The sequence below is a fragment of the Methanovulcanius yangii genome, from assembly GCF_018687785.1.
Lineage (GTDB): Archaea > Halobacteriota > Methanomicrobia > Methanomicrobiales > Methanomicrobiaceae > Methanovulcanius > Methanovulcanius yangii.
On record NZ_LTBL01000001.1, the window covers coordinates 1,812,907 to 1,839,333 of the forward strand.

Genomic DNA, 26,427 nt, shown 5'->3' on the forward strand with positions numbered 1-26,427 from the left:
GTCTGCACAGCAAATAAATATATACTAATTTTTTGTGTATTTATATACTTAGATCAATGCATGATATGCAAAAGGGGTTCCATCCACATTCCCGCGGGAAGTCGTGGGATGCCTTTCATTGTCCGGTGTTCTTCGGTGAAAAAACGGGTCGGGAGGGTTCGTCCCTCAGTCGGTATACCTGTGGATTGCCGCGTAGAGCTCTTCCTTGCCGGGGTTCACCTTCACGAGCCGCCCGTTGCCGGCAAACCAGAGATAACAGTCCGGCTCCGTATCGCCGGTGAGAAGGATGGCGGCCTCCCGGTACATCGCCATCTGGCAGCTGTAGGCCGCATCCGTCCCCTCGTGCCACGACCCGGACTTGTAGTCGATCACCGCCCATCTCCCATCCGCTGTCCGGATGAGCCGGTCGATACGTCCCGTGCAGTGCCGGCCTTCAATATCCACTGAGAAGGGCACCTCGCACCTGTGGGCGGTGGCGTCACGGACGAGCGGGAGGGAGAAAAATGCCTCCCGTGCCGCCTCCAGTCTGCGGATATGCTCCGGGCTTCCCGTCTGCCCGGCCCGGAAAAGGGCGGTTTCGGCGGGCACCCCTGCCATCACCTCGTGGAGGATGATGCCTGCGGATGCCGGCATCCCGGCGTCCGGGGCAGAAAAGAGCCGGGGAACAGGTTTGGCACTGGTATCTCCCTTCTCGAGACGGCTGACGGTGACTGGCCTGCGGGCCCCTGCCGGGGGGGCGTCACTCCATGGAGGACGGGCAAATGCATCCCTGCGGGCGGAGGTGCCCAGCGATCCCGGTTCCGGCATCGTCGGCACCGTCCGCCGTTCCTGTGCGGTGATCGCCGCAGGATCGGTGATCACCCGTACACGGGATGGTGTTCCGCAGGCATCGGTGTATCCAATCTCTCCCGCGGCAATCGCGTCCTCCCCCATGCCGAGGGCCGCACAGAACCAGTCCATCCGGGAGGTGCCTGTCTCCACCGCCGGGACGGCGTCCGCTGCCGGCCGCATCCCGGAGAGGATCAGGTGGTCTTCTGCACGTGTCATCGCCACATAGAAGAGCCGTTTTCTCTCAGCCTTCACCTTCTGGCCGAGGCGGTGATCGATGAGGAGGCGGACCGGCGTATCCGAAAGGATGCCGTCCCCGTCCGGAACCTTCATTCCGATGCCGCACTCCTCGTCGACAAGGACGCCGGGGGGCGGGGCGGTGCGGGAGCGGGCCATCCACGGGAGCACCACGATGGGAAACTGGAGGCCCTTGGAGGCATGCACCGTCATCACCGTGACCGCGTCGCGCACCGATCCCTCGACGGGAGCCTCCTCCTCGTCCCGGCCTGACGCGATCGCATCTGCGAAGTCGCGGGCGCAGTCATCGAGGGTGTAGATGGCCGCCTGCCCCCGCTCGCGGATCATGGCGGCAATCTTGCCGAGGTTCGCCGCCATCTGGTCGCCGCCGTCCAGTGCGGCATAAACCGCACGAATTCCCGATTCATCGGTGATGCGGGAGATCAGGCGGTTCAGCGGCTCCCTGCGGGCATAGGCGAGCCACCGGTTTAGGAGCGCGGCTGCAAAGACGGCCTTCCCCTCGCCGGATCTGCGCAGGCGTCCAAAAAGACCCCGGCCGTTCCCGCCGGCGGCCCGGTAGAGGGCGGCATCCGAAAACCCGAACCACGGGGACCGCAGGACCCCGTAGAGGGCGAGGTCGTCGTCGGGGCGGGCGAGGAAGGTGAGGAGCGACCCGAAGTCGCGGACCTCCTGTCGCCGGTAGAATCCCGTGCCGCGGTGGACGTGGAAGGGGATGCCGTAGCGCCCGAAGGCATCCTCGAGGTATTCGAGATTGGTCCGTGACTCGATGAGGACCGCACAGTCCTGCCATCGGGGAGGGGCAGGGACCCGCTCGTCTCCGTCGCCGGTCGCCGGGTCGTACCCATCCAGCTCCTTTCTCTTCCGGTAGACGGGCTTCGTCTGCCGGGTGACGATCTCCTGGAGGGAACGGGCGACCATCGTCGCCTCATCGCGGAAGGCCGCCGGTCCCTTCGCCGGCGGTGTGAGGAGGAGGTCGACCGAGCCATGGTGTTCCTCCCGCCCCTCGGAGGGGGTGATCGGGTCATAGCGGAATTCCCATGGGAGCCGGTCGGAGGCGAAGAGGCGCGAGAAGACGGCATTGACGATGCCGACCACCGCAGGAGTGCTGCGGAAGTTGATGTCGAGGGCGACGGTGGCCCCCCCGGCCCCTTCGATCTCCTCCATCGTCCGCCGGAACTGGGTCACATCGGCGTTGCGGAAGAGATAGATCGACTGTTTGGGGTCGCCCACGACGAAGAGGGAGCCTGCGGCCCCCTCAGCGCCGAGGATGGTGCGGATGATGGAGGCCTGCAGGGGGTCGGTGTCCTGATATTCGTCGACCATGATGTAGCGGTACCGGCCCCGGAGGTGGTCGCGGGAGATCTCCGGGTGCCGTTCCAGGAACCGCGCCGTCAGGACGATCATGTCGGTGAAGTCGATGGCGCCGCTCGCTCGTTTGGCTGCCTCGATGAGGGCGGAGAACCGGTGGTACACCGTGGCAAGGTCGCCAAGGGCGTCGCAGGCCGCCAGCGTTGCCGGTTCCTCCTGTCCGATGGTGACCATGCAGAGGTCGGTCGGTACCGCCTGTGCGACCGCCCTGAGGGAGGTAAAGGCGGTTCCGAGACGCTCTTTGTCCTCGCCAAGCGTCTTTTTCGAACCCATGTTCGCCCGTCCCTTCACACCGGCGAATTCTGCCATGGCCGCACAGAATGCCGTCGGCGGGGCGTCCGTACAGATGTCACGGAGGATTGGGGCGACCTCCTTCAGGTACTTCGCCGCAGCATCGCTCTCCCCGGCATACCGGTCGGCCAGGTCGGCGAGCACCGCCGCTGCCTCCGCCGCCCCTGCGGCACATGCCATATCGCGTATCCGTTCCTGTTCGGTCACAAGCTCAGCCATCCATGTCCGTATGACGCCGTCACGGTCACGGCTGAGCCGGTCGAAGAATGGTTCTGCGAGGTGACGCCTTCCGTAGAGCTCCCGGAGTGCGGCTTCGAGGGGCCGGTCCCCCATCGCCCGCAGGAGGGACATGAGCGGCCCCCGGACGCCCTCCGGCGGATCGGTATGGAAGAGGTCGGTGACGCTCTGCGCGAGGATCCGTTCCAGTTCGTGCTCCTCGAGGGGGACGAAGCCCGGTTCGACCCCGGCTTCGAGGGCGAACTCGCGCAGGATGCCGGAACAGAAGGCGTGAATGGTGGAGATATGGGCGAAGAGAAGATCCTCTGCCACCTGTTCCCATTCCTCCCCCGCCTTGTCGGCGACGGCGGCGCGTATCCTGGCCTTCATCTCGGCGGCGGCCTTTTCCGTGTAGGTGAGGGCGAGAATTCCCCCCACGCCGCCATTTCCGATGCCGTCTCTGCCCGCACTCCCGTTTTCCCCGTCGGGCGCAATCATCCCGAGATACCGGTTGACGAGGACGAAGGTCTTTCCCGTCCCGGCCCCGGCGGTGACGCAGAGGCTGCCTGCCCTCTCCACCGCCTCCTTCTGTCTCCCCAGCGGCCCGCTCATTCGTCGTCCCCTCCGGTATCGTCCGCGGTCTCTCCGCTGTTCAGCGTCCTGAGACGCGAGAACCTGCATATGGATGAATAGTCGCAGTATGTCGGGCACTTCCGGCTGCCGTCCGAGGGTGGAAACCGGCCCGCACGGATGCCGCCTGCCGCACGGACTGCGGCCGTCACCGCACCGTCGATCATTCCGGCAAAGTCGGCGTCCGGCGGCATCCGCGTCGGGGAGAGGCTCCCCAGGACCGGGGCACGTGCGGGGTCGTGGCTGATGATGGTGTTCTTCGTATTTCCGCGTTTGATGGTGTAATAGCTGCAGGCGATGCCCTCCATCCCGGTTGCGGTCTCGAGCGCCCGGAGGTAGAGGGGAAGCTGGAGTGCCCGCCCCTCCCGGATATCCGTCTGCGTGGGGGCGGTGCCGGTCTTGTAGTCGGTGATCATGCACTCCCCGTCAGCGGACGCGTCCACACGGTCGATGGTGCCCCGGACCCGCAGGGTCTCCCCACCACCCGGCACCGCGAGCGGGATGGGGGCGTCCGACAGGGAGGGGCTCCGTTCAGGGATGCCGAAGGACACTTCGAAGAGCGATGGTGCAAGGCCGCTGTCGGATGCCTGCTCCTCCTCAGCGAGAAACTCGCCGAAGAGGCCCCCCCCGTCCGTGGTTCCGAGCAGCTGCTCTTTTACCACTTCCCAGACCGGCCCTTCCCAGAAGTACCGCTCCGTCTGCACACGGGCGATCTCCCGGATCAGCCGCTTCGCGTCCTCATGGTCGGCAGGGGCAGGCCTGCCGGAGTGGCCCGCCGCCCGCCATTCCTCGTAGAACCCCCTCAGGATCTCGTGCACCAGGGAGCCCCGGTCGGCGGCGGAGATCGTCCGTTCCGCATCCGGCATGGCGGCAAGGCCGAGGACATGGGTACAGTAGAACCGGAACGGGCAGCCGACGTACATTTCGAGGGAGGTCGGCGACCATGCCCGCTCAGGGCCGAAGCGGCCGGCAAGCTCTGCCGTGATCTCCTCTTCCCCGGCAAGGATCCCGTCCCATGGGGTGGTGTAGGGCCCTATCCGGCAGGTGGCCTCGGCCCTGATGCGGGAGAGGATATCGTCGGCCACCGCCCCCTCCGGCAGCCATCCGTCCGCGGGCGGATATCCTGCGGCAATCTCCCTGCCTGCTGCCTCTGCACGGGCCCGTGCGGACCAGGCATTCTCCGTATCGGGGTCCCAGGCTATGGCACCTGCAGCCTCTGCGGCCGCCCGCAGGAACGGGGACTCTACGAGAGGGGTGCCCCCCTCCCGCTCTGCGGCGCTGAGATAAATGGTGGACTCTGCGGCGCAGAGGGCGGCAAGAAAGGCGTAGCGCTCCTCCCTGAGTTTCTCTCTCCGGGTCTGGGTTCCCATCCTCCCCTCCTCGCGTTCGGTCGTATAGGGCAGAAGAGGAGGGATGTCGGGCATCCGGCCGTCGGTGAGGTCCGCAAGGAAGAGGTAGGAGGTATTCATGTGGGCCAGTTCACGGATACCGGTCACCTGCACCCGGTCCCGGTCGTTCACCGGGGAGAGACGCATCTCACGGACCATTGCGGTCCAGAGGCCGAGAAACTCACCCTGGGAGATCCGCTGGTCCGAGGAGGGCCCGGCCTCCAGGCGCTCCAGGATACTCTTCAGGAGAAGAAGCGCGTCCTCCTCGCCTGCCCGTACGGCGTCGTCGGGTGCTGGGGGGAGGTGGGGGGCGTCCCATGCGGCAAAGACCTCCTGCAGGGCCCGGACGTGGGCGGCGACCGGGCGCACCCCTTCCAGCGTCTTGAGGCGCGAGAGGACGTCCATGATGGCCCTCGCCTGTGCGGCAACGGATGCGGCCAGCGCCCGTGCCTGTTCATCACCCTCCTCCGCCTCGGCCGCACGCCGTCCGGCGAGCCGTTCGAGGCCCCGTTCCCACGAATGGAACCCTTCGGTGATCCCGGCCTCGCGGGCCAGCCGTTCCACGTCGCCGCCGGTCGGGGCTCTGCCGGCCCCGAAGACGAAGTACGGGGAGGCAAAGAACGCCGCAACATCCTCGCGGCGGTATCTCCCGGCCGGTATGCCCGCTGCGAGCAGGATCGCCTGGACCACGGGGATGGTCGCAAGGGACGGGCGGGTGGCAGAGGCATAGGGAATTCCCGCATCGGCAAAGGCATCCTCGAGGAGAGGGGCCGCAGCACGCACATCGGGAAATGCCACGGTGATCGCTCCGGGAGGGGTGCCGTCGGCCAGCAGGCGGGAGACTACGCCTGCGATCGCCCCGACCTCCGCCTCCCGCGTGGCAGGCCGGGCCGTCCGGACCTGGCAGACGCCGGTGACCTCCCCGCCGCCGAAGAGCGGCAGCCACCCCGTCTCCCCGGCGGCTATGGTATGGTATTCATCCGCTTCGAGCCATTCCCAGCCGTCGGCGAAGACCGCGGGGTTGTGCGCGTAAGGGACGAAGGCCGTGAAGATCCCCTTCCCTCTGGCAAAGGCCGTCAGAAAATCCCGGAGCGACGCGGGCGGCTCGTAGAGGCCGTAGGAGATCACATGCCACGGCTCCTCTGCCTCCCGGACGGCCGCGGCGGCGCAGCCGAGGACCGAATCGGCATCCGCGAGGGTATGATCGGCGAGGAACTCCCTGTAGGCCTCCAGCACCGCCCCCACCTCGGCACTACGATGCCCCTGCAACTCACCGAGGCAGGCCGGATAGTCTACTGACCGGGCCTCGATGACCTTTCGCAGGACAGACAGGTCGTCCGCCTGCCGGATGCCGGGCTGGCGGTCCGGCGGAACGAGCGGCGATGCCGCCGGCCGGCCCTTCAGAACCGCAAGGAAGATTGTTCGCGCCTCGTCTCTCTCGATCACCCGGACCGCGGGGCGATAGCGGTGCAGGATGGCCCGTGCCACCTCCTCGGGAGTCCCGACGAGATCCGGCAGGAACGGCGACCCTGCCTTCCTCAGTTCGTCCCGCAGTTCCCCTGCGAGTCGCTTGGTCGGCAGGATGAGTGCGGTGCGGAAGGGATCGGCTGCGGCGGCGTTCCGGAACTGCGCGAGGCAGAACGGCCGCCCCTGGCCGGGAAGAATGGTATAAACGGTGGTACGGGCCATAGACTCCAGTACCAGTACCTCGTCCCCTCTCTCCTATTAGGTTGACGCTTCTGAGAGGCGGGGGAAGAGAAGAAAGGCGGAGACCCCCCGCGCCTCCTGCCCCATGGCGGGGTTATCCGAGTTCTGCAATCCGTTTTGCGACCTTCTGCGCCTCTTTGAGTGCCTTTGCGTCGTTGAGGATCTCACCTGCCTCGGCGGCCTGTCCTTCGATCTCGCCGAGATAGGAGAATTCATGCGTGTTCGCGAACCCTTCGAGGGTCTCAAGGGCACGGTCCGCCCCCTTCGTGCCGTGCACGGCGATGGTCACCACATATTTGCCGGCCAGTTTGCGGTCATGATACATGCTGTAGGTGCGGTCGATGCAGTTCTTCAGCTGGCCGCAGACATCATAATAGTAGACGGGGGTGCCGACGACGAGGACATCGCAGTCCAGCATCGCCTCGGCGATCCGGTTCCATCCGTCCGTCGCAATGACGCACTCTTTCTCTTCTTTGCACTTATCACAGCCGATACATGGCCCGATTTCGTAGTCGGCGAGGGAGATGAATTCGGTCTCGATGGAATCGTTACCCTTCACGACCTCTTCGAGCACCTTCTGCACGAGAATGGCGGTATTTCCTTTCCGGCGCATACTCCCTGAGATACCGAGGACTTTCATATGTCCAGAATCGGAATCTGAATATATCATTCTTTTGCACGTACCAAAAAATCGGGCCCGCGGTCCCCCGGCCGCCAGAGATGCGGTCTGCATCCGGCGGCGGTGATGGCCCGGCAGACCTCCTGTACCGGGTCTTCCTGCCGGGAGAAGAGATGGGTCGGGCACCGGCAGTCGCTGCACCCGAACCCCCGGATGCCGGGGCCTCCCAGCGTCCGGGCAACGGTGCACTCGAGCCGCTCCCGTGTTTCGACCCAGACCACCGCCTCCGGCGAAAACCGCGGGTCGGTGAGGAGGTAGTCGATATGCCACCGCGGGGGCCGGTCCGGTTCCGCTGCAAGGCGGAGATGGCGGCAGACGCGGAGAAGTCCCCCCGGGCCGAGGGCCGACCCGATGTAAACGTGCCTCCCGGCGGGAAAGGCCAGAGCCCCCAGCGCGCCGACCCGGACGGTGCATGCCGGATTTTCGAGGATCAGACAGTAGATGCCCGGCGCTGCCATTGCCGTTCAGTAGTACCCGAGCATCCGGAGGGCCGCCTTGATGTGAACCGCCCCGTTCGTCTCCACCGCCATGCCATGGCCGGGGTAGAGGCCTTTGACGTCGAGGGCGGCGAGCCGCTCAAGGGATGCCTTCAGGTCGGGGAGACTTCCGCCGGGGAAGTCTGTCCTGCCCACCCCGCCGTCCGAAAAGACGGTGTCTCCCGAGAAGAGGTTCTTCTCCTCCTCGTCCCAGAGGCATATTCCGCCGGGGGTATGGCCGGGGGTATGGATGACCCTGAGCCCTTCGACCGTATCCCCGTCCCTGAGGGGCCGGGCGATGCCGAGCACCGGAGCCCGTTCGCCGAACATCATCGCAAGCGTCCGTTCATCGGCAGAAAGACCGGCCACATCCGCTTCGTGCATGCAGATCCCTGCATTGCACATGTGGGCAATCTCATGGGCGTGGGCGATGTGATCATAGTGGCAGTGCGTCAGGACAATCCACTCGATCTCATCGCGGTGGGGTGCCACCTGCATCGGCGTGACCCCCGCATCGACGAGCACGTTTCCACGGAGGTAGGCATTTGCCCAGTATCCCTCCCCCGGAATCCATCTGACCTGCATGCAGGATAATAAGGTTTTACCACCAAATGTCAGTTATGCAGACCCTGATACGGGAGTGCCTTACGACCGTGCCGCCGGAGATTGAACAGCTGGCGCATGTCGAGGGCATGGATCCCCGAAAAATGGCCAAACAGATTGCGCGGGGTCGGATTGTCGTCCCGGCAAATCCGCGGCGGGAGCACCGTCTCTCCGCCATCGGAGAGGGGTGCCGGGTCAAGGTGAATGTCAACGTCGGCACCTCCGGGATCCGCTGTGATCCGGCAATGGAGGTCGAGAAGGCCCGCGCCGCGGTGGAGAACGGTGCGGACGCCCTCATGGACCTCTCGACCGGAGGAGACCTTGCGGCGATGCGTGACTCCATCCTTGCATTCGATGTTCCGGTCGGTACCGTCCCCATATACGACGCCGTCCGGCGGGCGGGAAGTGCCGTTGATGTGGACGCCGACCTTCTCTTTACGACCATCCGTGATCACTGCCGGCAGGGAGTGGACTTTTTGACCCTGCACTGCGGGGTCAACCTCGACACCCTCGCCTCCCTGCGTGAGGACCCCCGGATAATGGGGGTCGTCTCCCGCGGAGGGGCGTTTCATACCGTCAATATGGCAGAGACCGGCGAAGAAAACCCGCTCTATGCGGAGTTTGACTACCTCCTTGAGATCCTTGTGGAGGAGGATGTCTGTATCTCGCTTGGGGACGGTATGCGCCCCGGTGCGGTCATCGATGCCCAGCGCCAGGCGAAGACGGTGGAATACCTGAACCTCGGGCGTCTTGCAGCCCGCGCCCAGGAGGAGGGTGTCCAGCGGATGATCGAGGGGCCGGGGCACATGCCGGTCGACCAGATCACGTACAATGTAAAGATGATAAAAGAGCTGAGCGATTTCGCCCCGCTCTATCTTCTGGGGCCGCTCGTGACCGATATCGTCCCGGGCTACGACCATGTCTCCGGCGCCATCGGCGGGACGATCGCCGCAATGGCAGGAGCAGACTTCCTCTGCATGGTCTCCCCGGCGGAGCACCTCGCCCTCCCCGATGTGGATGACATCGTCGAGGGGACCCGCGTGGCAAGGATCGCGGCGCACATCGGGGACACCACCCGGCGGGGAGAGGCGTGGCTCAGCGAGGGCGAACGGCAGATGGCCGACGCCCGCCGCCGCCTCGACTGGGACGGCCAGTTCTCCCATGCCCTCTTCCCTGAGCATGCCCGGCGGATCCACGAACGCGACGGCGAGGTTGACACCTGCTCGATGTGCGGGGACCTCTGTGCGGTCAAACTGGTTCGCGACGTCCTGAAAAAACCAAAAAAATAGCCTTTTTTTGTAGATAGTCCGCAATTTTTGCAAATTCTCTTCCTTTGGCGGGAGCCGGGGCGCTGCACGAAGGTTTAACTTGGATCGGCTAAAATATCCGGCCATCAGTACCCGGCGGGATCGCCGCGGGTGGTGGGAATTATGGCGATGTACAGGTGTAATGTCTGCAATGTGTTCGAGTATGATTCGGAAGAGGGGTCCATTGAGGGGAACATCCCGCCGGGGACCTCTCCGGACGGGCTGGATGACGACTGGCACTGCCCGGTGTGCCGCTCCGACCGGACCCATCTTTTAAAGCAACCCGGCGTGACGAACGATCGGCTGCAGGAGGAGGCGCGGGAATTTGTCGAGGAGGATCCGGCGGCCCGCCTCTGCCGCGAACCCCTCTTCATCGAGCCGCATTTCGTTGAGATCAAGACGATGGCGGCGACGGGCCGGCCGATCATCGAACCGATGCGAAGCGGAAACCTCCGGGTCTCGTGGGAGGAGATCCTCATCATCGCCGCAGGTCTTGCCCGTCTGCCGCTCAACCCCGAAGAACCGGTCTCCATGCAGACCGTCATCGGCCCGAAGGCACAGCAGCCGATGGAGCTGCAGCTCCCCTTCTTTGTCACCCACATGTCCTTCGGGGCCCTCTCCCGCGAGGCGAAGGTGGCGCTTGCAAAGGGATCGGCCGCCGCTGGGACCGCCATCGGGTCGGGCGAAGGGGGAGTGCTCGACGAGGAGAAGGAGCATGCGTACCGCTATATCTTCGAGTATGTGCCGAACCGGTACAGCGTGACCGACGAGTACCTGCGCACCTCGGATGCCATCGAGATGAAGTTCTCCCAGTCGGCTAAACCCGGGATGGGCGGGATGCTTCCCGGCAGCAAGGTCACGCCGGAAATTGCCCGGATACGCGGGTTTCCCGTCGGGCATGACATCCACAGCCCTGCCCGGTTTGCAGATATCCGCACCGCAGAGGATCTTGCGGCAATCATCGGCGACCTGCGGGACCGCAGCGGCGGACGGCCGGTGGGGGTCAAGTTTGCCGCAGGCGACATCGAGGGAGACCTCGAGGTGGCGATTGCCGGGGAACCCGACTTCATCACCATCGACGGGCGTCCGGGAGGAACGGCCGCATCACCGAAGTCCATCAAGGATGCGACGTCCGTTCCATCGGTCTACGCCGTCGACCGGGCCCGTCGCTTCCTTGACGAACACGGGGTGGAGGGGGTCTCCCTTGTGATGACCGGGGGATTCAGAATCTCATCGGACATCGCAAAGGCTCTCGCCCTCGGCGCCGATGCGGTGGCCCTCGGGACGGCGGCGATGATCGCCGCGGGGTGCGACCAGTACCGGATTTGCCATTCCGGCAAATGTCCGACCGGCGTCACCACGCAGGATCCGGCTCTCAGGGAACGGCTGGTGATAGAAACGGCCGCCCACGGAGTCGAGAATTTCTTCCATGCAACCGCCGAAGAACTGGAGACGTTCTGTCGCCTCTGCGGCCATGCCGATATCCATGATCTCGGGGTGGACGACCTCAGGACGACCCATTCGGAGATATCGTCCCACACCCGCATCCGGCATGTATAGGTGTCGTATTTCCGGCATCCCCATTCCTTTCCCCCAATCACAGTGGAGCAGATGTCTGCCGGGTATGGGAACAAACGGCCCGCAGCAGGGGGAAATGCCTCCTGGGGCCGGATCACAAAGTATTCAATTTCTCCTTCCAGAACAAGCAGTAGATATGAACGGGGATGCGAAAGGACCACTACTCGGACCGGCCCGGTGCCGGACGTGCGGAGAACCGCTGCCCTTCGAGGGGGCACCCTGCGCCGCGTGTGCGGCGGGAGAAGACGGCACCCCCCTGCCGCCGCCGCAGAAGAACGTGAAGGCGGCGGCCCTCCTCTCGCTCGTCTTCCCTGGATTCGGGCAGGTCTATAACGGGCAGTACAAGAAGGGCGTCCTCTTCCTGCTCGGGGTGGTCTTTGGGGCGGTTCTCTACGTGATCCCGGGTCTCCTGATCCATGTGATCGGGATCTGGGACGCATGGAAGACCGCGACGAGGATGAACACGGGAGAGACGGAGTTTCAGGAGATGGTCGCGGTCCAGGCGGTCCTCTATGCCGTCCTCTGGGTGCTTGCCGTCCTTGCAGCCGCCTCGGTGGCGCAGATGCTCTCCCTCTTCTCCCCTGCCTGACAGAGGCAGGTGGTTTCCGGTCTCCCGGGTCCTGCGGTCTTTGCCGTTTCCGGCGGGAATGCCTCCCCGACCGGGAATTTCTCCTTTTTTTCTCCTCCTGCGTTCCAAAAATCCCCGTTATGGCTCTTTTTTCGGCAAATGATTATATACCGGTGCGGGGTATTACGGCATGGTGATGATATGCCTGAGGATGGATCACAGCGAAAAGGCGGGGATGAACCGGAGGAGATGACGGAAGAGATGAGGGAGGAGCTCGCCGAAGAGGCGGCCGACCGGGGACCCGAATCCGAGAAGGGGATGGATGAGGCGGACCTGGGGTACGATGAACAGGCGGAGATGCCCACCACGGTGATGGCGGACGATCTTGCCGAGGAGGCAGCCGACCGCGGCCCGGACCCCGAGGGGCCGATGGCGGCCGGGGATCTTGGGTACCCGGAGACGGCGGAAGAACCGGCGCCTCCACCGGTACCTGCGTCGGTTCCGCCGGAGATGGCAGACGATCTTGCCGAAGAGGCCGCGGACCGGGGCCCCTCCGCCGAGAATGTGATGAGCTGCGAGGAGCAGGGATACAAGAGCCCCGTCAAGGCGGCGGCGCTCTCGATTCTCCCCGGCCTTGGCCACATCTACAACGGCAATATGGCTAAGGCGGTCCTCTTTCTGGTCGCAGCCTGTGTGGGGCTGATGTATTACATCATCCCGGGTCTCGTGATCATCGCGTATGCGATGTACGATGCCTACCGGACCTCCTACCGGATGAACCGGAACGAAATTCCATGGAGGACGCCGGTACAGGGTGGTTATGTGGTCTATTTCCTCCTGATCATCCTGGCGGTGGCAGGCTACCTCTGGTTTGCAGGGGAGTCGTGGCAGTTCCTGACAGGTCTTCTCATGGGCCAGTAACAATAATTTCTCATTTTTTTACATTATTGTCCCGACCGGGATTTTCTTGTGGTGCCGGGTCATATCATGGAGAGAAGGTGATGGAATGGAGATCTCGATTCTGGTGGACAATACAACAATAACCGATCATTACCTGCTCGGTGAGCCCGGATTCTGTGCATGGCTCGATGACGGTGAGACGCCGGTGCTCTTTGACACCGGGTATTCCGATATCTTCCTGCACAATGCCCGCAAGATGCACATCGACCCGATGGAAGCAGAGTATATCGTGCTCTCGCACGGCCACAATGATCACACGTGGGGCCTCGGGCCGTTTCTGGCTGCACGGTCGGAACGGCAGACGGCGGGGGAGCCCCTGTCCAAACTGACAATTCTCTCGCACCCATGGGCGTGGCGCCGCCGACGGACGAAGAAGTCCGGAGATGTCGGGCCCCTCATTCACCCGGATGTCTGCCGGACCACCGCAACGGTCCGGACGACCCGCGATCCCTTCTGGATCACGGATGATATCGTTTTTCTGGGGGAGGTGCCCCGTACCCTCTCCTTCGAGGAGTGGACACCCTATGCGATCATCGAGGGCGAGGACGGCCCGGTCCCCGACTCCCTCATCGACGATTCGGCCATCGCGTGCCGGACGGAGGAGGGGCTTGTGATCCTGACCGGGTGTTCCCATTCGGGGATATGCAATATGATACAGTATGCAAAGGAGGTGACGGGGGACCGCCGGGTCATTGACATCGTGGGAGGGCTGCACCTGATGCGTGCCGATGCTCAGCGGATAGGCGAGACCGTCCGCTTCCTCAAAAATGAGAATCTCAAGGAGCTGCATGCCTGCCACTGCACCGGATTTGCCGCCCTTCATGCGCTCTCGCGGGAGACGCCCCTCAAGGAGACCGGAGTGGGGACCGTCCTGAAATACCGCTGACCGGTTTGGATGGGGCTATATACGACTATTGAAAATATATTGGGTCATGCAGAAGGGCATTCCCGGAGCGCTGGAGACGAAACGGCTGCGTATTCGTCCCTACCGGCAGGAGGATCTCGGGAATGTCACCCTCCTTCTGACGGACGAGGAGGTCGTCCGCCAGACGGGGGTCACAGAGAACCAGACTGAAAAGGAGATCTGCTCCTTCTTCCAGGTCATTCTCAACTCATATGCCACCCGGCACCCGGTCTGTGCCTTTGCGATCGAGGAGGCGGCGACCGGTACGGTCGTCGGGTCGTGCGGGTACGAGACGGTCGGAGACTACGGGGATGTGCAGATCTATTATGCCCTCCTGCCCGCCGGCCGGGGGAAAGGGTACGCGACCGAGGCGTCCGAACGGCTCATTTCGTTTTTGCTTGATGAATACGGGGCCCGGCGGGTGATCGCCTATACCGCCTCAGATAATGCACCCTCGGTCGCCATCGCCGAGCGTGTCGGGATGGAACTCGAAGAGGAGCTCTCCATCAACGGACGCCACTCGCTGATGTACGCGATCAGCTGATCGTTGAAAAAATGACTCTTTTTGGTGCCGGACGAACGTCTCAGGCAATTCCTTTCTGAATCGTTTCCAGAAGCTCAGCCCGGCGGATGGGTTTTGTCAGAAATGCCTCCGGGTGGACGGAGTCGGCCCGCCGGAGCGTACTCTCGTCCGAGTAGGCGGTGATGAAGATGATGGGCACATCGGAGAACTCCCTGATATCCATCGCCGCGTCGATGCCGTCCTTTTCCTGCCCGAGATTGACATCCATCAGGATGATGTCCGGGTTCCTGCTCCGGGTATTGTCGACCGCCTCATCGGGTGTCGCGACCTGGTAGACGACGTCGAACCCCTCGCGGCTGAGGATCTCACTCATGAGCATCGCTATCATCGCCTCGTCCTCGACGATCCCGATCCGTCTGCCGGATTGCGCTTCGTTGTGCATGGTCATCGTACTCCTTCCTTTGGAGATCATGACGGGTCAGTGGGCAGCGGGGAACCTGATCTCCCATTGTGTGCCGGGAGGCGGCCCGAGGACGATCCGTCCGCGGAGCTGGTACTCCACGAAGTTCTTCACCATCCGAAGGCCGAGGGAGTCCGCCATGGTGAATGGGTCTCCCGCCGGCATACCGACACCGTCATCGGTGAACTGCAGATATACTTCCGTATCATCACAGGAGAGGATAATGGTGATGGTTCCGCGATCCCTCCCCACAAAGGCGTACTTCATGGCGTTTGTGATGAGCTCGTTTACTATGAGGCTGCAGGGCATCGCGATCGCAATGGGGAGGCGGCACCCATGGGCCTCGACCCGGATGCCGACCGTATCGGCATGGGGGAACGAGCGGACGATCCGGTCAGCGAGGGCCGCAAAGTGCTCCTGTGCATCGATCTCCTCAAGGGTTCGGGACTGGTAGAGGGACTCATGCACCGCCGCCATGGAGAGGATTCGTCCCTCGGCCTCACGAAGCACTGCAGCCTCGTTTCCCGAGAGTCCCATTGCCTGCATCTCAAGCATCGAACTGATGACGGCGAGGTTGTTTTTGACCCGGTGGTGCACCTCCTGCAGGAGGACGGTCTTCTCCGCAAGGGAGCGCCTGAGTTCCTCCTCAGCGGCCTTGCGGTCGGTGATGTCGATGCCGACGGACTGGTACTCCGCGACCCTGCCGGCCTCATCGAAGATGGCACGGTCGTTCCACCGCTGCCAGCGGACCTCGCCGCCCTGCATCAGTACCCGTTCCTCGATGGTGTCGACGGGGTGTGCGGGGGTGAGAGAGGCGAGGTGGTCCTTCACACGTTTCTCATCGTCGGGGTGGACGCGGAGACATAATGTCTTTTTGGAGAGTGCCTCCCGATTGAGGCCGTAATATTGGAGATAGGCTTTGTTTGCAAAGACGATCGTCAAATCCGGCAGGAACCGCGCGATCAGCTCGGTCTGGGCCTCGACGACGGAGCGGTATTTCTCCTCGCTCTTCTGGAGGAGGTTTTTGACCGCACGAATCCGCCGGTGGGAGACGGAGAGGATGAGGACGAGGATGAAGAGGATGCCGCCCGCAGCGCCAATGCCTATGACCGTGGTCCTGTTGAAGGTCACCTCGGTGGAGGGTAGGTTCAGAATCGTGCTGCCGGGAGGGAGGCTCTCCTCCTCCAGCCCGAAGCGCTGCAGGGCCGCATAGTCGAAGACCGGGTCGGCGGGAGGGTTCAGGTTGATCGGAATGGCCTCGGGGGAAGTCCCGTTCAGGATGCGAACTGCCGTATCCGAGGCATCCCACCCGAGGACATAGGGGTTGTTCTGGACACCTCCGACGATGCCCATGCCGTTGAAGATCGAGGCGGTGGAGTAGATCGGGACCGGGCTTTCGTCCGCAAGCGTCGGGACAATCAGGTCGACGTGGTACTGGATCATGCCCTCGTTGACGAGCGAATAGGTGGTGATGAGGATGATGGTACCCTCAGGAAGGGCCCTCACCTCGGCGATCAGCTCGGCTGCGGTGTCGACCGTCGGGTACGGGTAGCGGACGGTGACGGTGCCGTTGTATGCGGCAAGGGCGGATTCGATCTGCCTGCGGATGGCTATCCCGGTCGTCGTCGTGTCGGTGATGCTGTAGATGGCGGTGACGGAGGGGTCTATCGCAAGGGCGGCATCGACGGTCTCTTTGACCGGAAGTCGTTCGACAGTGCCGGTATAGCCCGGCATCGCGTCCATGCTGATGAGGTTTAGATCATTGATGCCGGTGAAGACGACCGGAACGGCAGGGAAGAGTTCGTCTCCATGGAGGAGGATGAACCGCAGGGCGTTGTCGTCGGAGACGATGATCACGTCCGGTTGATGGTCGGCGTATTTATGGGCATAGAGGGCGCGGAGATTGGCATAATGGAGTTCGTCATTTGCCGTCTTCGTGTCCATATGCTCGACGGAGAGCTGGATTCTGTCCCCCTCTTCACCGATACGATCGGCAATGCCTGCCGTCAGATCGTCATTCCATGAGTAGCCGGGGGCGTATGAACTGATGTACAGTATCCGGTTCTCACCGATAGAAATCGCCGGCGCCGCTGCCATGGTTCCCGGCACAAGCATGCAGAGGATGGCCGCGATGAGGAAGAGCGGCACTCCTGCCTGTCTGTTCACACAGAAAGGATGGAAGATTGAGAAGATAAAGGATTACTATTTGTGGGAAATCTACGAATTCCGGAAGCATATCGCGGGGATTTGCCGGGAAGAAGTGAATGGAGAAAAACGGGGTGGTTTGGCCCTGTCTGCGGAAGACCGGACCCGGAAGTGATGGGAACACGCCACCAATCCCGCACCGTCTGGTCGGGTGACCTCACGAGAGGGAGAGGATGCGGATGGCGAGGTGGGCCGCGTTGGAGCCGTTGTCGATCCCCACGCAGGCGACGGGGACGCCCCGGGGCATCTGCACGATCGAGAGGAGGGCATCGAGTCCGCCCAGCGTGCCGGAGACCGGGACCCCGATGACCGGTTTGTCCGTCATGGAGGCGACGACCCCGGGGAGAGCCGCCGAGAGGCCCGCGATACAGATGAAGACGCGTGCACCGCAGGATTTCACATACGCCGCCAGTTCTTCGGGGTCCCGGTGGGCGGAGAGGATCTGTTCGTCGTAGGAGATGCCCGCACCGTCGAGGACTGCGGTCGCCTTCCGGATGACCGCCTCGTCGGATGCCGAGCCCGCTATCACTGCAACATCAGCCATGGTATAATAGTATCACCGTGGTCTGGTATTATGCTTGTTTATGGGGCGGCGGGGACCGGCCGGGTGTGGAGGAGGGATAACCATTTTGCCCTTCGTGGTCAACCCCTAAGGCACTGATGCCAATATGGAAAACGAATCACTTCTCATGATGCCGGGCCCGGTCCCGATGCCCGAACGCGTACGCCTTGCCATGGCACGGCAGGCAATCAACCACCGCGGCGCCGAATTCGGCGAGATCATGGACGGCCTCTCCGTGATGCTGAAGGAGATCTTCTGCACGGAGAACGACGTCCTCCTGATCTCCGGCTCCGGGACGGCGGGGATGGAGGCAGCGATCAGCAACTTCTGCCAGAAGCGCTCCGTCGTCTCGCTTGCAAACGGCAAGTTCGGCGACCGCCTCTACCGGATTGCGCTGCGGTACACCGATAAGGCGACGCTTCTTGCAGCGGAGGACTACGGCATGCCCCTGCCCCTTGCCGCCCTTGAAGAGGCGCTCGAGGAGGGTGCCGAAGTGGTGACGATGGTCCACAACGAGACCTCGGCGGGGATCATGAATCCGGCAGAAGAAGTCGGAAAGATGGCCAAGAAGCACGGGGCGCTCTTCATCATGGACGGGATCACCTCCATCGGCGCGGATATCGTCCTCCCCGACAGGTGGGGCGTCGACGTCGCCGTGATGGGCTCCCAGAAGTGCCTCGCCGCACCGGCGGGCATTGCCGGGATATCGGTCTCCGCAAAGGCATGGGAGATGCAGTGCGAAAACCCGCCCTTCTACCTCGACCTCCCTGCATACAAGAAGAACGCGGACAAGTCGATGACGCCGTACACCCCTGCGGTCCCGATCTTCCTTGCACTCCATGAGGCCTGCAAAATCGTCCTCGAGGAGGGTATGGAGGCCCGGATCACCCGGCACCGGATGCTTGCGGCCGCCTGCCGCGCCGCCGTCGCCGAGTGGGGCCTCGAGATGTACCCGACGCTCGATGATCTGCATGCGTACTCGAACACTGCGACCGCCGTGAAGTACCCGGCAGGGATCACCGACGCCGACGTCCGCGGCAGGGTGAAGAGCATGGGTGTCGAGTTCTCCGGCGGGCAGGACCACCTGAAGGGCAGGATCTTCCGGATAGGGACGATGGGCGCAACGAACGCACCCGAACTTCTGGGGACGCTTGCGATGATCCAGGGCGCACTTTCCGCGGCCGGCTATACCCCCAAGGGTGACGGGGTATCGGCCGCCTGCGAGGTGCTCTTCGAATGAAGGTCGGCGTCGTCGACACCACGTTCGCCCGCTACAATATGGGCGCCGCCGCCGTGGACGAGCTCAAGCGGCACGCGGCGGTCGCAATACAGCGGGTGACCGTGCCGGGCATCAAGGACCTCCCCGTGGCCTGCAAGAAGCTCATCGAGGAGGAGGGCTGCGATATCGTCATGGCGCTCGGGATGCCGGGCGGAAAGGAGAAGGACCGCCTCTGCGCCCACGAGGCCTCGCAGGGCCTCATCCAGTGCCAGCTGATGACGAACACCCACATCATCGAGGTCTTCGTCCACGAGGACGAGGCGAAGGACGACAAGGAACTGGCATGGCTCGCCGAGCAGCGCTCCCGCGAGCACGCCGTCAACGCCGTCCGCCTCATCCTCTACCCCGATGCCCTCATAAAAGAGGCCGGCACCGGCCAGCGGCAGGGCTTCGAGGACGCGGGGCCGGCGCGATAACTCCGGCAATAAGACGATTCGGATATACAAAAGTTGTCCAATACCAAACGCAGGAGGCGGGGAGTCTACTTCCCGCCCAGCACCTCTTCTATCACCGGTTCTGCCACGCCGGTCTTCTCCGCAATCGCCGCGACACTCATTCCTTCCCTGTGCATCCGCCCGATGAAGCCCGCCACGGTCTCCCCGACCTCGATGAGATGGCCGTCGGGGTCGAAGCAGCGGAAGGTCATCTGGCCCCACGGCTCCTCCCGGACGGGATGGAGGAAGGTGAGCCCCTCACAGGTCACCGCATGGAGGCAGGGCGCAAGGTCGTCGCATTCGAACCAGACCTCCGCCCCGTGGCGGGTCGCGGTCCCCATTCCGGACATGGGGTCGCCGTAGAGGACGGTGCGGGCGTACTCCGCCTCCCAGACGGCAAGACCGCTTTTATAGGAGACCATCCGCTCCGTCTCGAGCGCCGGAATCTGCCCGAAGCACCCTTCGTACACCGCCCGCGAGCGGGCGATGTCGGTCACGAAGAGGACGAAGCCGCCGAAGACGGGCCTCTCTGGTGGGTCATTCAGTGTCATGAAGGGTGAATGCGGCGGAGGGGTGATAAAGTACTGAGGTGGGTGGGGAAGATGACGGTTGATTTATCACTACCAACTGCCAAAAACAAGGGATAACAGATTTGAGGAGATTCCCAGATATGGCAATAAAACTCGGATTCGTCGTCGCGGAGTTCAACCGTGACCTGACCTATATGATGGAGATCGAAGGCGAGGAGCACGCAAAGTTCCTCGGTGCGGACGTGACGGAGAAGATCTACGTCCCCGGCGCCTACGACATGCCGCTTGCGATCAAGAAGATGCTCATGAACGGCAACGTGGATGCAGTCGTCACCATCGGCTGCGTGATCGAGGGTGCCACCCAGCACGACGAGATCGTCGTCCAGCACGCATCCCGGAAGATCATCGACCTCTCCCTCGAGTACAACAAGCCGGTCACCCTCGGCATCTCCGGTCCCGGCATGACCCGCCTCGAGGCCCACCAGCGTATCGATTACGCCCGCCGTGCCGTCGAATCCGCCGTCAAACTCGTCCAGCGATTGGCATGAAGACACTCTCGGCAAAGGTGGGGGCCATCGCCCCCTCGGCAACGATCGAGATATCGGACCGGGCAGCCAGAATGCGGGCCGGGGGCATCGATGTGATCGCCCTTTCCATCGGCGAACCGGACTTCGACACCCCGGCCCATATCACCGAGGCCTGCATCGACGCCCTCCGGCGGGGGGAGACGCACTACGCCCCCTCCCCCGGCATCCCGGCGCTTCGGCAGGCGATCGCGGAGAAGCTTGCGACCGAAAACGGCATCCCCTGCACCGCCGGTCAGGTCGTCGTCGGCTGCGGGGCGAAGTCCTCCGTGTACGAGACCTGCGAGGCCGTCCTCAACCCCGGCGACGAGGTGATCCTCATGGACCCCTCGTGGGTGAGCTATGAGCCCTGCGTCCAGCTCGCGGGCGCCACCGCCGTCCATTACATGGTCCGCGAGGAGGACTTCCAGCCCGACGACCGGCTGTTGGAGGCCGTCACCGACAAGTCGAAGATGATCGTCATCAACAGCCCCTCCAACCCCTCCGGGGCCGTGATGACGAAGGCGTCCCTCGGGCTCGTCAAGGACGTCGCCGAGGACCATGACCTCATCGTGATGTCGGACGAGATATACGAGAAGCTCATCTACGACCGCGAGCACCTCTCCATCGCCGCGATGGGCGACATGCACGAGCGGACCGTCACCATCAACGGCTTTTCGAAGGCCTACGCGATGACCGGCTGGCGGGTCGGCTATGCCGCAGGACCGGATGCGATCATCAGACAGATGATCAAGGTCCAGCAGCACACGATGAGCCACACGGCAACCTTCGCGATGTTCGGCGCCCTTGCCGCCCTCACCGGCGACCAGACTCCCGTGGAGGAGATGCGCCGCGAGTTCGACCGCCGCCGCCGCTTCGTGATGGAGACGCTTGCGGGCATGGGCCTGCACGCGGCCCCTGCAGACGGCGCCTTCTACGCCTACGTGAAGGTCGAGGGCGACGACATGGCCGTCGCCTCCCGGTGGCTCGATGAGGCCCACGTCGCCGTCACCCCGGGCACCGCCTTCGGAACCCCCGGATGGCTGCGCCTCTCGTACGCCGCCTCGATGGAACGGCTTGACGAGGCCCTCGGACGCATCCGTGCGCTCGACGGCTAACATTCATACTTTTTTTCAGGAGGCCATGCAATGTCACGACCGCCGAAACACGCCAAAAAGGTCCTCTTCGTCTGCACCTACAACTCGATTCGCTCCCCCATGGCAGAGGGGCTTCTCAACGCCCGCGGGGACGGGGTATGGTCGGCGGAGAGTGCGGGCGTCTACCCCTCCGGGGTCGACCCCGGCGTCGTCGCCGTGCTGGCGGAGGCGGGCATCGACATCTCCGGCCACCGCTCACGGTCCGTCGGCTCCTGCTCCGGCCCCTATGACCTCGTGGTCTTCATGTCCCCCTCCGTGCGCGAGGCGTGTTACGCGCTTCCCGACGCGACGGAGTATATTACCGCAGATATCCCTGTTCCGGCAGTTTTGGGAAAGGATGGGCTTGATGGGTATCGAAAAAACATGAAAGACGTTAAAAAATGGATAGATGCGAATATAAACTAATATTTGGGGATTTTATCGGCCCATTTTTCGTGTCACTATCGCGAAGTTCAAGAAGTCCTTTTTGAAATTATTAAAAGACTTTTGAACGTGTCATTAGCCACGTCCGGGGGAATCAGGTGAGCGATACAATATCATGGCATTCGGGAACACCCGATGGGATGGCCCTCTTCTCGGACATCGCCACTTCATTTCTCGAAGCCCCCGCCGGGGAAGGCATTTATGACCTCATTGCCGATGCCGTCACCACCCTCTGCCCCGGCTGTTACGTGATGGTCTCCCGCATCGAGGAGGAGAAGCGCCTTCTCTCGCTTCAGGCACTCGGCGGCAATCCGGAAGTGATCCAGAAGTTTCTTGGTGACCTTGGCATGGAGGGCCTGACCGCGGTCGTCAGTCTTCCGCAGGAACGCATCAACGCCCTGAAGAAGGAGACCGTGATCACGGTGCCCCCCAGTCTTGCAAGCGTTACCAATCATTTCATTCCCGCCGGGCTCTGCAAAAAATTCGACCGGGTGCTCGACATCGGGACCATTCGTATCATCTCCTTTGTCTGGAAAGGCAGACTGTACGGGGCCGCTCCCATCATCTGTCCGAGAGGGGCATGTCTCCCCGAACCGACCGTGCTCAAGGCCTTTGCCCGGATGGTTTCCGTCTCCCTTCAGCGTCTGGAGGCCGAATCGCAACTCATCCTGGCGGAGAAGAAGTACCGCACCCTGGCGGACCACGCGAGCGCGATCATCCTCCAGACCGACGAGAATCTCATCATACGCTACGCCAACCGCCATGCGGTCGAACGGCTCGGGTGGGGCGAGGAGGAGCTCGTCGGGAGCAGTTTTGCCGACCTCATCGCCTATGAAGAGAATGACGATACCGGTCGAAAGGAGCACCTGCAGCGGGCGATCCGTGAGGGAGAGAGGGATCTCGAAGGCGAGCAGTGCTTCACCAGTGCCGACGGGGATCGTATCTGTCTTGCATGGCGTGCCTCCCTCGGCTATGGGGATGATGGATCGTTTACCTGGCTGAGCTGGACCGCTCTCGATGTCACCGATGCCCGCCGTTCCGAGCGGGCCCTGCGTGAATCGCGTGAACAGCTCCGAATGGTGACCGACGGCAGTTTCGATGGGATCATCTCGAGTGACATCGGCGGGACGATCACCTACGCCTCACCCTCGTCGGAGCGTATCCTCGGCATTCCCATGACGAAGATCCTCGGGGCGAACTGCATCGCCCTCTTTCCCCCCGACCGGCAGGGAAGGGCGGAGCAGATATTCGCAAAGATCGTTGCGGGAGAGGTCTTCGAGGGGATTCGGTTTCCCTACAGACGTCCTGACGGCTCGGAAATCCTGGTCGAGCTGAACTCGGGCCCCATCTTTCGTGACGACAAATCCGTCGGCGCCATGGCGGTCGTCAGGGACATCTCTGCGATGGAGCGGGCGCAGAGGGCCGAACTCGAGGTGCAGTATACCACCTCTCTTCTCTCCGCCTCCCTCAGAAACACCCCCCTGGGGATGGCGCTCTTCCACCTGACAGCGGATGGCGTACAGGTTGCCGACTGGAACCACTCGATGGCGAAGATCCTCGGGTGGCAGCCGGAGGAGATCGTGGGAAAGATGCTCGGTGAGGTCATTCCGGTGCGGGTCGCCGACGCCATTTACGATGCCCTTGCAGAGATTGCCTGGTTCCAGCGTCCCGGTGTGGTCCGGTCACTGTGCGGTACCGCCACCGGTCAGAGGGTCAACCTCAACTGGTTCCACAACCCCTTTACCGATCCGCGTGATGGCGAGCAGTATGTGATGTCCCTCGCCGAGGACATGACCGAGGTCGAGCAGGCCCGCCGGGCTCTCGAGGATTCGGAGAAGCAGTACCGCCGGACGATCGACGCCCTCGCCGAATTGGTCTTTGTGGTCGACCGGGAACTGCGGGTCCGGGTCAGCAATCGTGCCTTTACCCGGTGGCTGGAAAATTTGGGACACAGGGGGGAGATCACCGGCCGGACGATCACGGATGTCCTTCCGTTCAGTACGACGAAGGAATGCACGAGAATCGAACAGGTCTTTGCCCTTGCCGAACCGCTCGATACGGTCGAAGAGGTCAGTCTCGGTGAGATCCACTGGATCATGGCGGTCAACCGGGTGCCGGTCATCAGAAACGGGACGGTGGTAGAGGTGGCGGTCCTGATGCGCGACATCACCGCGGTACATGAGCTTGAAATTCTAAAAAGAGAGGCATTCGAGCAGATCGAGCGGAACATGGAGCAGTTTGCCATCCTCAACGATCACATTAGAAATCCGCTGCAGGGGATTCTCGGCATATGCGAACTGGACGGAATCGAACATTATGACCTCATTTACAAGCATGTAAAAGAGATCGATGCGATCATCCGCCGTCTCGATATCGGGTACCTGGAATCCGAAAAAATCCGGGAATTTTTAAGAAAACATTATGGGATGCTGGATGCCTAATTAACGAAGCAGGGGCAGACATGGACAGCAGCAGAGTAACCCGGACCCTCGTCGTAACCCTCATTCTCAATATCATCGTCGCCGTCCTCAAGGGCGTGACGGGATTTTTGACGGGGTCCGTGGGCATGATCGCAGATGCCTTCCACTCGCTTTTTGATTCGGTCTCGAATATTGTCGGCCTCATATCCATACGCTTCGCCTCCCTCCCGCCGGACCGGAAACACCCGTACGGTCACGGGAAGGTGGAGACGATGGGGACGCTCGTCGTCGGGGGACTTCTTGTCTTCACCTCCATCGAGGTCGTCCGCGAGGCGCTCATGCGGGCACTGGAGGATACGTATCTTACGATCACCCCCGTGATGGTCGGGGTGATGGTGATAACGATTCTCATCAATATCGGCGTCAACCGGTACGAGCGCAAAGTTGGGGTCGAGGAGAACAGTGAGTTCCTCCTCGCCGATGCAAAGCACACGCTCTCGGATGTCTTCGTCTCCTTCTCGGTCCTTGGCGGATTCGCTCTCGTCGCGGCGGGCTTTCAGCTCGGGGATGCGGCGGTGGCGGTCCTCATCGGTCTCCTCATCGCAAAGATGGGTATCGAAGTGCTCAGGGACGCGGTGCTCGTCCTCATCGACACCTCGGATGTCCATATCGAGGAGCAGGTGGCCGGGGTCGTCCGCCGCATCCCCGGTGTCCTCGGGTATCATGACTTCCGGTGCCGGGGGAAGGCGAGCGAGATGTTCTGTGACCTGCATATCGTCGTCGACCCGGAGATCACCGTCAGGGATGCCCACAGGATTGGCAATGCGGTCAGGGACGGGATAAAGGATGATATCGAGGGAATGGTCGACGTCGTCGTCCACATCGACCCCGCGAGGGGTACTGAAACAAAGGATAATACCGCCTCCGGAGAAACCCCTGATAAAGAGGCGAAATGACGAAGCAAAAGGTCCTGTTTGTCTGCAACCACAATGCCGGCCGCTCGCAGATGGCCGAGGCGTATCTCAACGCCCGGTACGGCGACCGGTACGAGGCATACTCCGCCGGAAATTCACCGAGCAGCCGGATGAACGAGTACACCCTGCGGGTGATGGCCGAGGCAGGCATCCCGATGGACGGGCATGCTCCCAAACCGCTGGACGGGTTGAAGGCAGAGCGCTTCGCCGTGGCCGCCCGCCTCTGCAACTGTGCGGACACCTGCCCCCTCCTCCCGCCGGCAGACCGGGTACTGGACATGCTCTTCCCCGATCCGTCACAGTTCTACGGCTCGGATGACGAGATCATGCGGGGATTCCGTGAGGTGCGCGACCTCGTCTTCGCGTGGGTCGATGAGACGTTCGGTGATGCGGATGACTGAGAACGTCCCCCTTGTCATCACCTGGCGCCGCCCGGAGAGCCCCATGCCGCCTGCGGTGCTCTGTTCCGATACCGGCCGCCCCCTCACCGAGGCCTTTGCAGGCATCACCGCCATGCTCGAAGCACAGGACGTCGCCTGCCGGATCGTAGAGGAGGACGGCCCGATGGCCATCCTCCTGGACGGCATCCCCTTCGAGGAGATCGTCCCCATCTATGTCCCGAAGACCTGCAGCCTCTGCGGGTCCTGCGACGGGTCGGAGGCGGAATGCACGGGGCAGCGCCGCTATGAGGGCATCCCCGAATCGGTCCTCCGTCTTGCCGCCCGCCGTGCGGCGGGGCTGTAGCTCATTTTTTTGAATAGTGCGAACATCACGTCATCTCCGGGGGAACGCCATCGGTATGGCGATATGGCGGGATACCTGCCCGGCCTTTCGTATCCTTCCTCTCCAATGCCATATTGGGCAGCAGGTGACCGCCCCGGAGGTTATCCTCCCGGCCCCGGTGAGAAGGTGATGAGTACGAACGCGATGAGAAACACCGCAGCAATGAGAATAGGGTAGAGGAACCTGAGGAGCCAGTCTTCATCGTCGGTCTTGGGAAACAGTCGTGGCATGGCAACCGGTGGACGGGGCGGGGCACGCATCCGCCGCTACACCTTCACCAGACACCGTGTTCTCCCTTCACGCTGAAGAGGCTTGCGTCTCCGTTTCACCATCCGGGGGTGAGTCCTTATAAA

25 protein-coding genes are annotated in these 26,427 nt (G+C 62.8%); 15 read left to right on the forward strand and 10 right to left on the reverse strand.

Features of this window, described 5'->3' with window-relative positions:
• Nucleotides 1-165: 165 nt before the first annotated feature.
• The 5 genes from AZH53_RS09110 to AZH53_RS09130 all read right to left on the reverse strand — a co-directional run bounded on the left by AZH53_RS09110 (nucleotide 166) and on the right by AZH53_RS09130 (nucleotide 8,426).
• Complete coding sequence (locus AZH53_RS09110) at nucleotides 166-3,573, reverse strand: UvrD-helicase domain-containing protein (RefSeq protein ID WP_319643205.1); 3,408 nt, start codon at nucleotides 3,571-3,573, stop codon at nucleotides 166-168.
• Nucleotides 3,570-6,668: a PD-(D/E)XK nuclease family protein gene (locus AZH53_RS09115; protein WP_319643206.1), complete on the reverse strand. Its 3,099-nt coding sequence runs from the start codon at nucleotides 6,666-6,668 to the stop codon at nucleotides 3,570-3,572. Before AZH53_RS09115 ends, AZH53_RS09110 begins: the two co-directional genes overlap by 4 nt.
• A gap of 112 nt (nucleotides 6,669-6,780) precedes the next feature.
• Entirely contained in the window at nucleotides 6,781-7,326 is a 546-nt protein-coding gene (locus AZH53_RS09120; RefSeq protein ID WP_319643207.1) for a flavodoxin family protein, read from the reverse strand.
• A gap of 26 nt (nucleotides 7,327-7,352) precedes the next feature.
• A complete protein-coding gene (locus AZH53_RS09125; RefSeq protein ID WP_319643208.1) occupies nucleotides 7,353-7,823 on the reverse strand; it encodes a GIY-YIG nuclease family protein in 471 nt (156 codons plus the stop codon).
• A 6-nt stretch (nucleotides 7,824-7,829) separates the two neighbouring features.
• Complete coding sequence (locus AZH53_RS09130) at nucleotides 7,830-8,426, reverse strand: MBL fold metallo-hydrolase (RefSeq protein ID WP_319643209.1); 597 nt, start codon at nucleotides 8,424-8,426, stop codon at nucleotides 7,830-7,832.
• A gap of 26 nt (nucleotides 8,427-8,452) precedes the next feature.
• On the opposite strand from AZH53_RS09130, the gene thiC reads away from it, so the two are divergent.
• The 6 genes from thiC to AZH53_RS09160 all read left to right on the forward strand — a co-directional run bounded on the left by thiC (nucleotide 8,453) and on the right by AZH53_RS09160 (nucleotide 14,305).
• On the forward strand, nucleotides 8,453-9,733 hold the full coding sequence (thiC, locus tag AZH53_RS09135) for a phosphomethylpyrimidine synthase ThiC (protein WP_319643210.1): 1,281 nt from the start codon (nucleotides 8,453-8,455) through the stop codon (nucleotides 9,731-9,733).
• Nucleotides 9,734-9,874: 141 nt separating this feature from the next.
• Nucleotides 9,875-11,311 carry a glutamate synthase-related protein gene (locus AZH53_RS09140; protein ID WP_319643211.1) on the forward strand — a complete coding sequence of 479 codons (1,437 nt, stop codon included), beginning with the start codon at nucleotides 9,875-9,877 and terminating at the stop codon, nucleotides 11,309-11,311.
• A 154-nt stretch (nucleotides 11,312-11,465) separates the two neighbouring features.
• Nucleotides 11,466-11,918: a DUF5683 domain-containing protein gene (locus AZH53_RS09145; protein ID WP_319643212.1), complete on the forward strand. Its 453-nt coding sequence runs from the start codon at nucleotides 11,466-11,468 to the stop codon at nucleotides 11,916-11,918.
• 180 nt (nucleotides 11,919-12,098) lie between these two features.
• Complete coding sequence (locus AZH53_RS09150) at nucleotides 12,099-12,818, forward strand: DUF5683 domain-containing protein (RefSeq protein WP_319643213.1); 720 nt, start codon at nucleotides 12,099-12,101, stop codon at nucleotides 12,816-12,818.
• An 85-nt stretch (nucleotides 12,819-12,903) separates the two neighbouring features.
• Nucleotides 12,904-13,743: an MBL fold metallo-hydrolase gene (locus tag AZH53_RS09155; protein ID WP_319643214.1), complete on the forward strand. Its 840-nt coding sequence runs from the start codon at nucleotides 12,904-12,906 to the stop codon at nucleotides 13,741-13,743.
• Nucleotides 13,744-13,789: 46 nt separating this feature from the next.
• Nucleotides 13,790-14,305 (forward strand): GNAT family N-acetyltransferase, encoded by a 516-nt coding sequence (locus AZH53_RS09160; RefSeq protein WP_319643215.1) that lies wholly within the window; start codon nucleotides 13,790-13,792, stop codon nucleotides 14,303-14,305.
• Nucleotides 14,306-14,345: 40 nt separating this feature from the next.
• On the opposite strand, the gene AZH53_RS09165 is transcribed toward AZH53_RS09160, so the two are convergent.
• The 3 genes from AZH53_RS09165 to AZH53_RS09175 all read right to left on the reverse strand — a co-directional run bounded on the left by AZH53_RS09165 (nucleotide 14,346) and on the right by AZH53_RS09175 (nucleotide 17,493).
• Nucleotides 14,346-14,726, reverse strand: coding sequence for a response regulator (locus AZH53_RS09165; RefSeq protein WP_319643216.1), 381 nt, complete (start codon nucleotides 14,724-14,726; stop codon nucleotides 14,346-14,348).
• Between the two features lie 36 nt (nucleotides 14,727-14,762).
• On the reverse strand, nucleotides 14,763-16,910 hold the full coding sequence (locus tag AZH53_RS09170) for an ABC transporter substrate binding protein (RefSeq protein WP_319643217.1): 2,148 nt from the start codon (nucleotides 16,908-16,910) through the stop codon (nucleotides 14,763-14,765).
• Nucleotides 16,911-17,106: 196 nt separating this feature from the next.
• The gene (locus tag AZH53_RS09175; RefSeq protein ID WP_319643218.1) at nucleotides 17,107-17,493 is read right to left on the reverse strand and encodes a 5-(carboxyamino)imidazole ribonucleotide mutase; all 387 of its coding nucleotides are present in this window, start codon (nucleotides 17,491-17,493) and stop codon (nucleotides 17,107-17,109) included.
• Nucleotides 17,494-17,617: 124 nt separating this feature from the next.
• On the opposite strand from AZH53_RS09175, the gene AZH53_RS09180 reads away from it, so the two are divergent.
• On the forward strand, nucleotides 17,618-18,751 hold the full coding sequence (locus AZH53_RS09180; protein WP_319643219.1) for a pyridoxal-phosphate-dependent aminotransferase family protein: 1,134 nt from the start codon (nucleotides 17,618-17,620) through the stop codon (nucleotides 18,749-18,751).
• Entirely contained in the window at nucleotides 18,748-19,206 is a 459-nt protein-coding gene (ribC, locus tag AZH53_RS09185; RefSeq protein ID WP_319643220.1) for a riboflavin synthase, read from the forward strand. The genes AZH53_RS09180 and ribC overlap by 4 nt, the downstream gene beginning before the upstream one ends.
• 65 nt (nucleotides 19,207-19,271) lie before the next feature.
• Here the strand turns inward: ribC and AZH53_RS09190 are convergent, their stop codons facing one another.
• A complete protein-coding gene (locus AZH53_RS09190; RefSeq protein ID WP_319643221.1) occupies nucleotides 19,272-19,775 on the reverse strand; it encodes a VOC family protein in 504 nt (167 codons plus the stop codon).
• Between the two features lie 119 nt (nucleotides 19,776-19,894).
• Here AZH53_RS09190 and ribH point away from each other — a divergent pair, with 119 nt between their 5' ends.
• The 7 genes from ribH to AZH53_RS09225 all read left to right on the forward strand — a co-directional run bounded on the left by ribH (nucleotide 19,895) and on the right by AZH53_RS09225 (nucleotide 26,035).
• A complete protein-coding gene (gene ribH / locus AZH53_RS09195) occupies nucleotides 19,895-20,302 on the forward strand; it encodes a 6,7-dimethyl-8-ribityllumazine synthase (protein WP_319643222.1) in 408 nt (135 codons plus the stop codon).
• Complete coding sequence (locus tag AZH53_RS09200; protein ID WP_319643223.1) at nucleotides 20,299-21,435, forward strand: pyridoxal phosphate-dependent aminotransferase; 1,137 nt, start codon at nucleotides 20,299-20,301, stop codon at nucleotides 21,433-21,435. Before ribH ends, AZH53_RS09200 begins: the two co-directional genes overlap by 4 nt.
• A 30-nt stretch (nucleotides 21,436-21,465) precedes the next feature.
• Nucleotides 21,466-21,879, forward strand: a complete 414-nt coding sequence (locus AZH53_RS09205; RefSeq protein ID WP_319643224.1) for an arsenate reductase ArsC — start codon at nucleotides 21,466-21,468, stop codon at nucleotides 21,877-21,879.
• A gap of 116 nt (nucleotides 21,880-21,995) precedes the next feature.
• The gene (locus tag AZH53_RS09210; protein ID WP_319643225.1) at nucleotides 21,996-24,338 is read left to right on the forward strand and encodes a PAS domain-containing protein; all 2,343 of its coding nucleotides are present in this window, start codon (nucleotides 21,996-21,998) and stop codon (nucleotides 24,336-24,338) included.
• Between the two features lie 20 nt (nucleotides 24,339-24,358).
• Entirely contained in the window at nucleotides 24,359-25,273 is a 915-nt protein-coding gene (locus tag AZH53_RS09215) for a cation diffusion facilitator family transporter (protein WP_319643226.1), read from the forward strand.
• Nucleotides 25,270-25,692, forward strand: coding sequence for an arsenate reductase ArsC (locus AZH53_RS09220; protein WP_319643227.1), 423 nt, complete (start codon nucleotides 25,270-25,272; stop codon nucleotides 25,690-25,692). The genes AZH53_RS09215 and AZH53_RS09220 overlap by 4 nt, the downstream gene beginning before the upstream one ends.
• Nucleotides 25,685-26,035, forward strand: coding sequence for a DUF2703 domain-containing protein (locus AZH53_RS09225; RefSeq protein WP_319643228.1), 351 nt, complete (start codon nucleotides 25,685-25,687; stop codon nucleotides 26,033-26,035). The genes AZH53_RS09220 and AZH53_RS09225 overlap by 8 nt, the downstream gene beginning before the upstream one ends.
• Before the next feature lie 140 nt (nucleotides 26,036-26,175).
• Here the strand turns inward: AZH53_RS09225 and AZH53_RS09230 are convergent, their stop codons facing one another.
• A complete protein-coding gene (locus AZH53_RS09230) occupies nucleotides 26,176-26,334 on the reverse strand; it encodes a hypothetical protein (RefSeq protein WP_319643229.1) in 159 nt (52 codons plus the stop codon).
• Nucleotides 26,335-26,427: the final 93 nt, after the last annotated feature.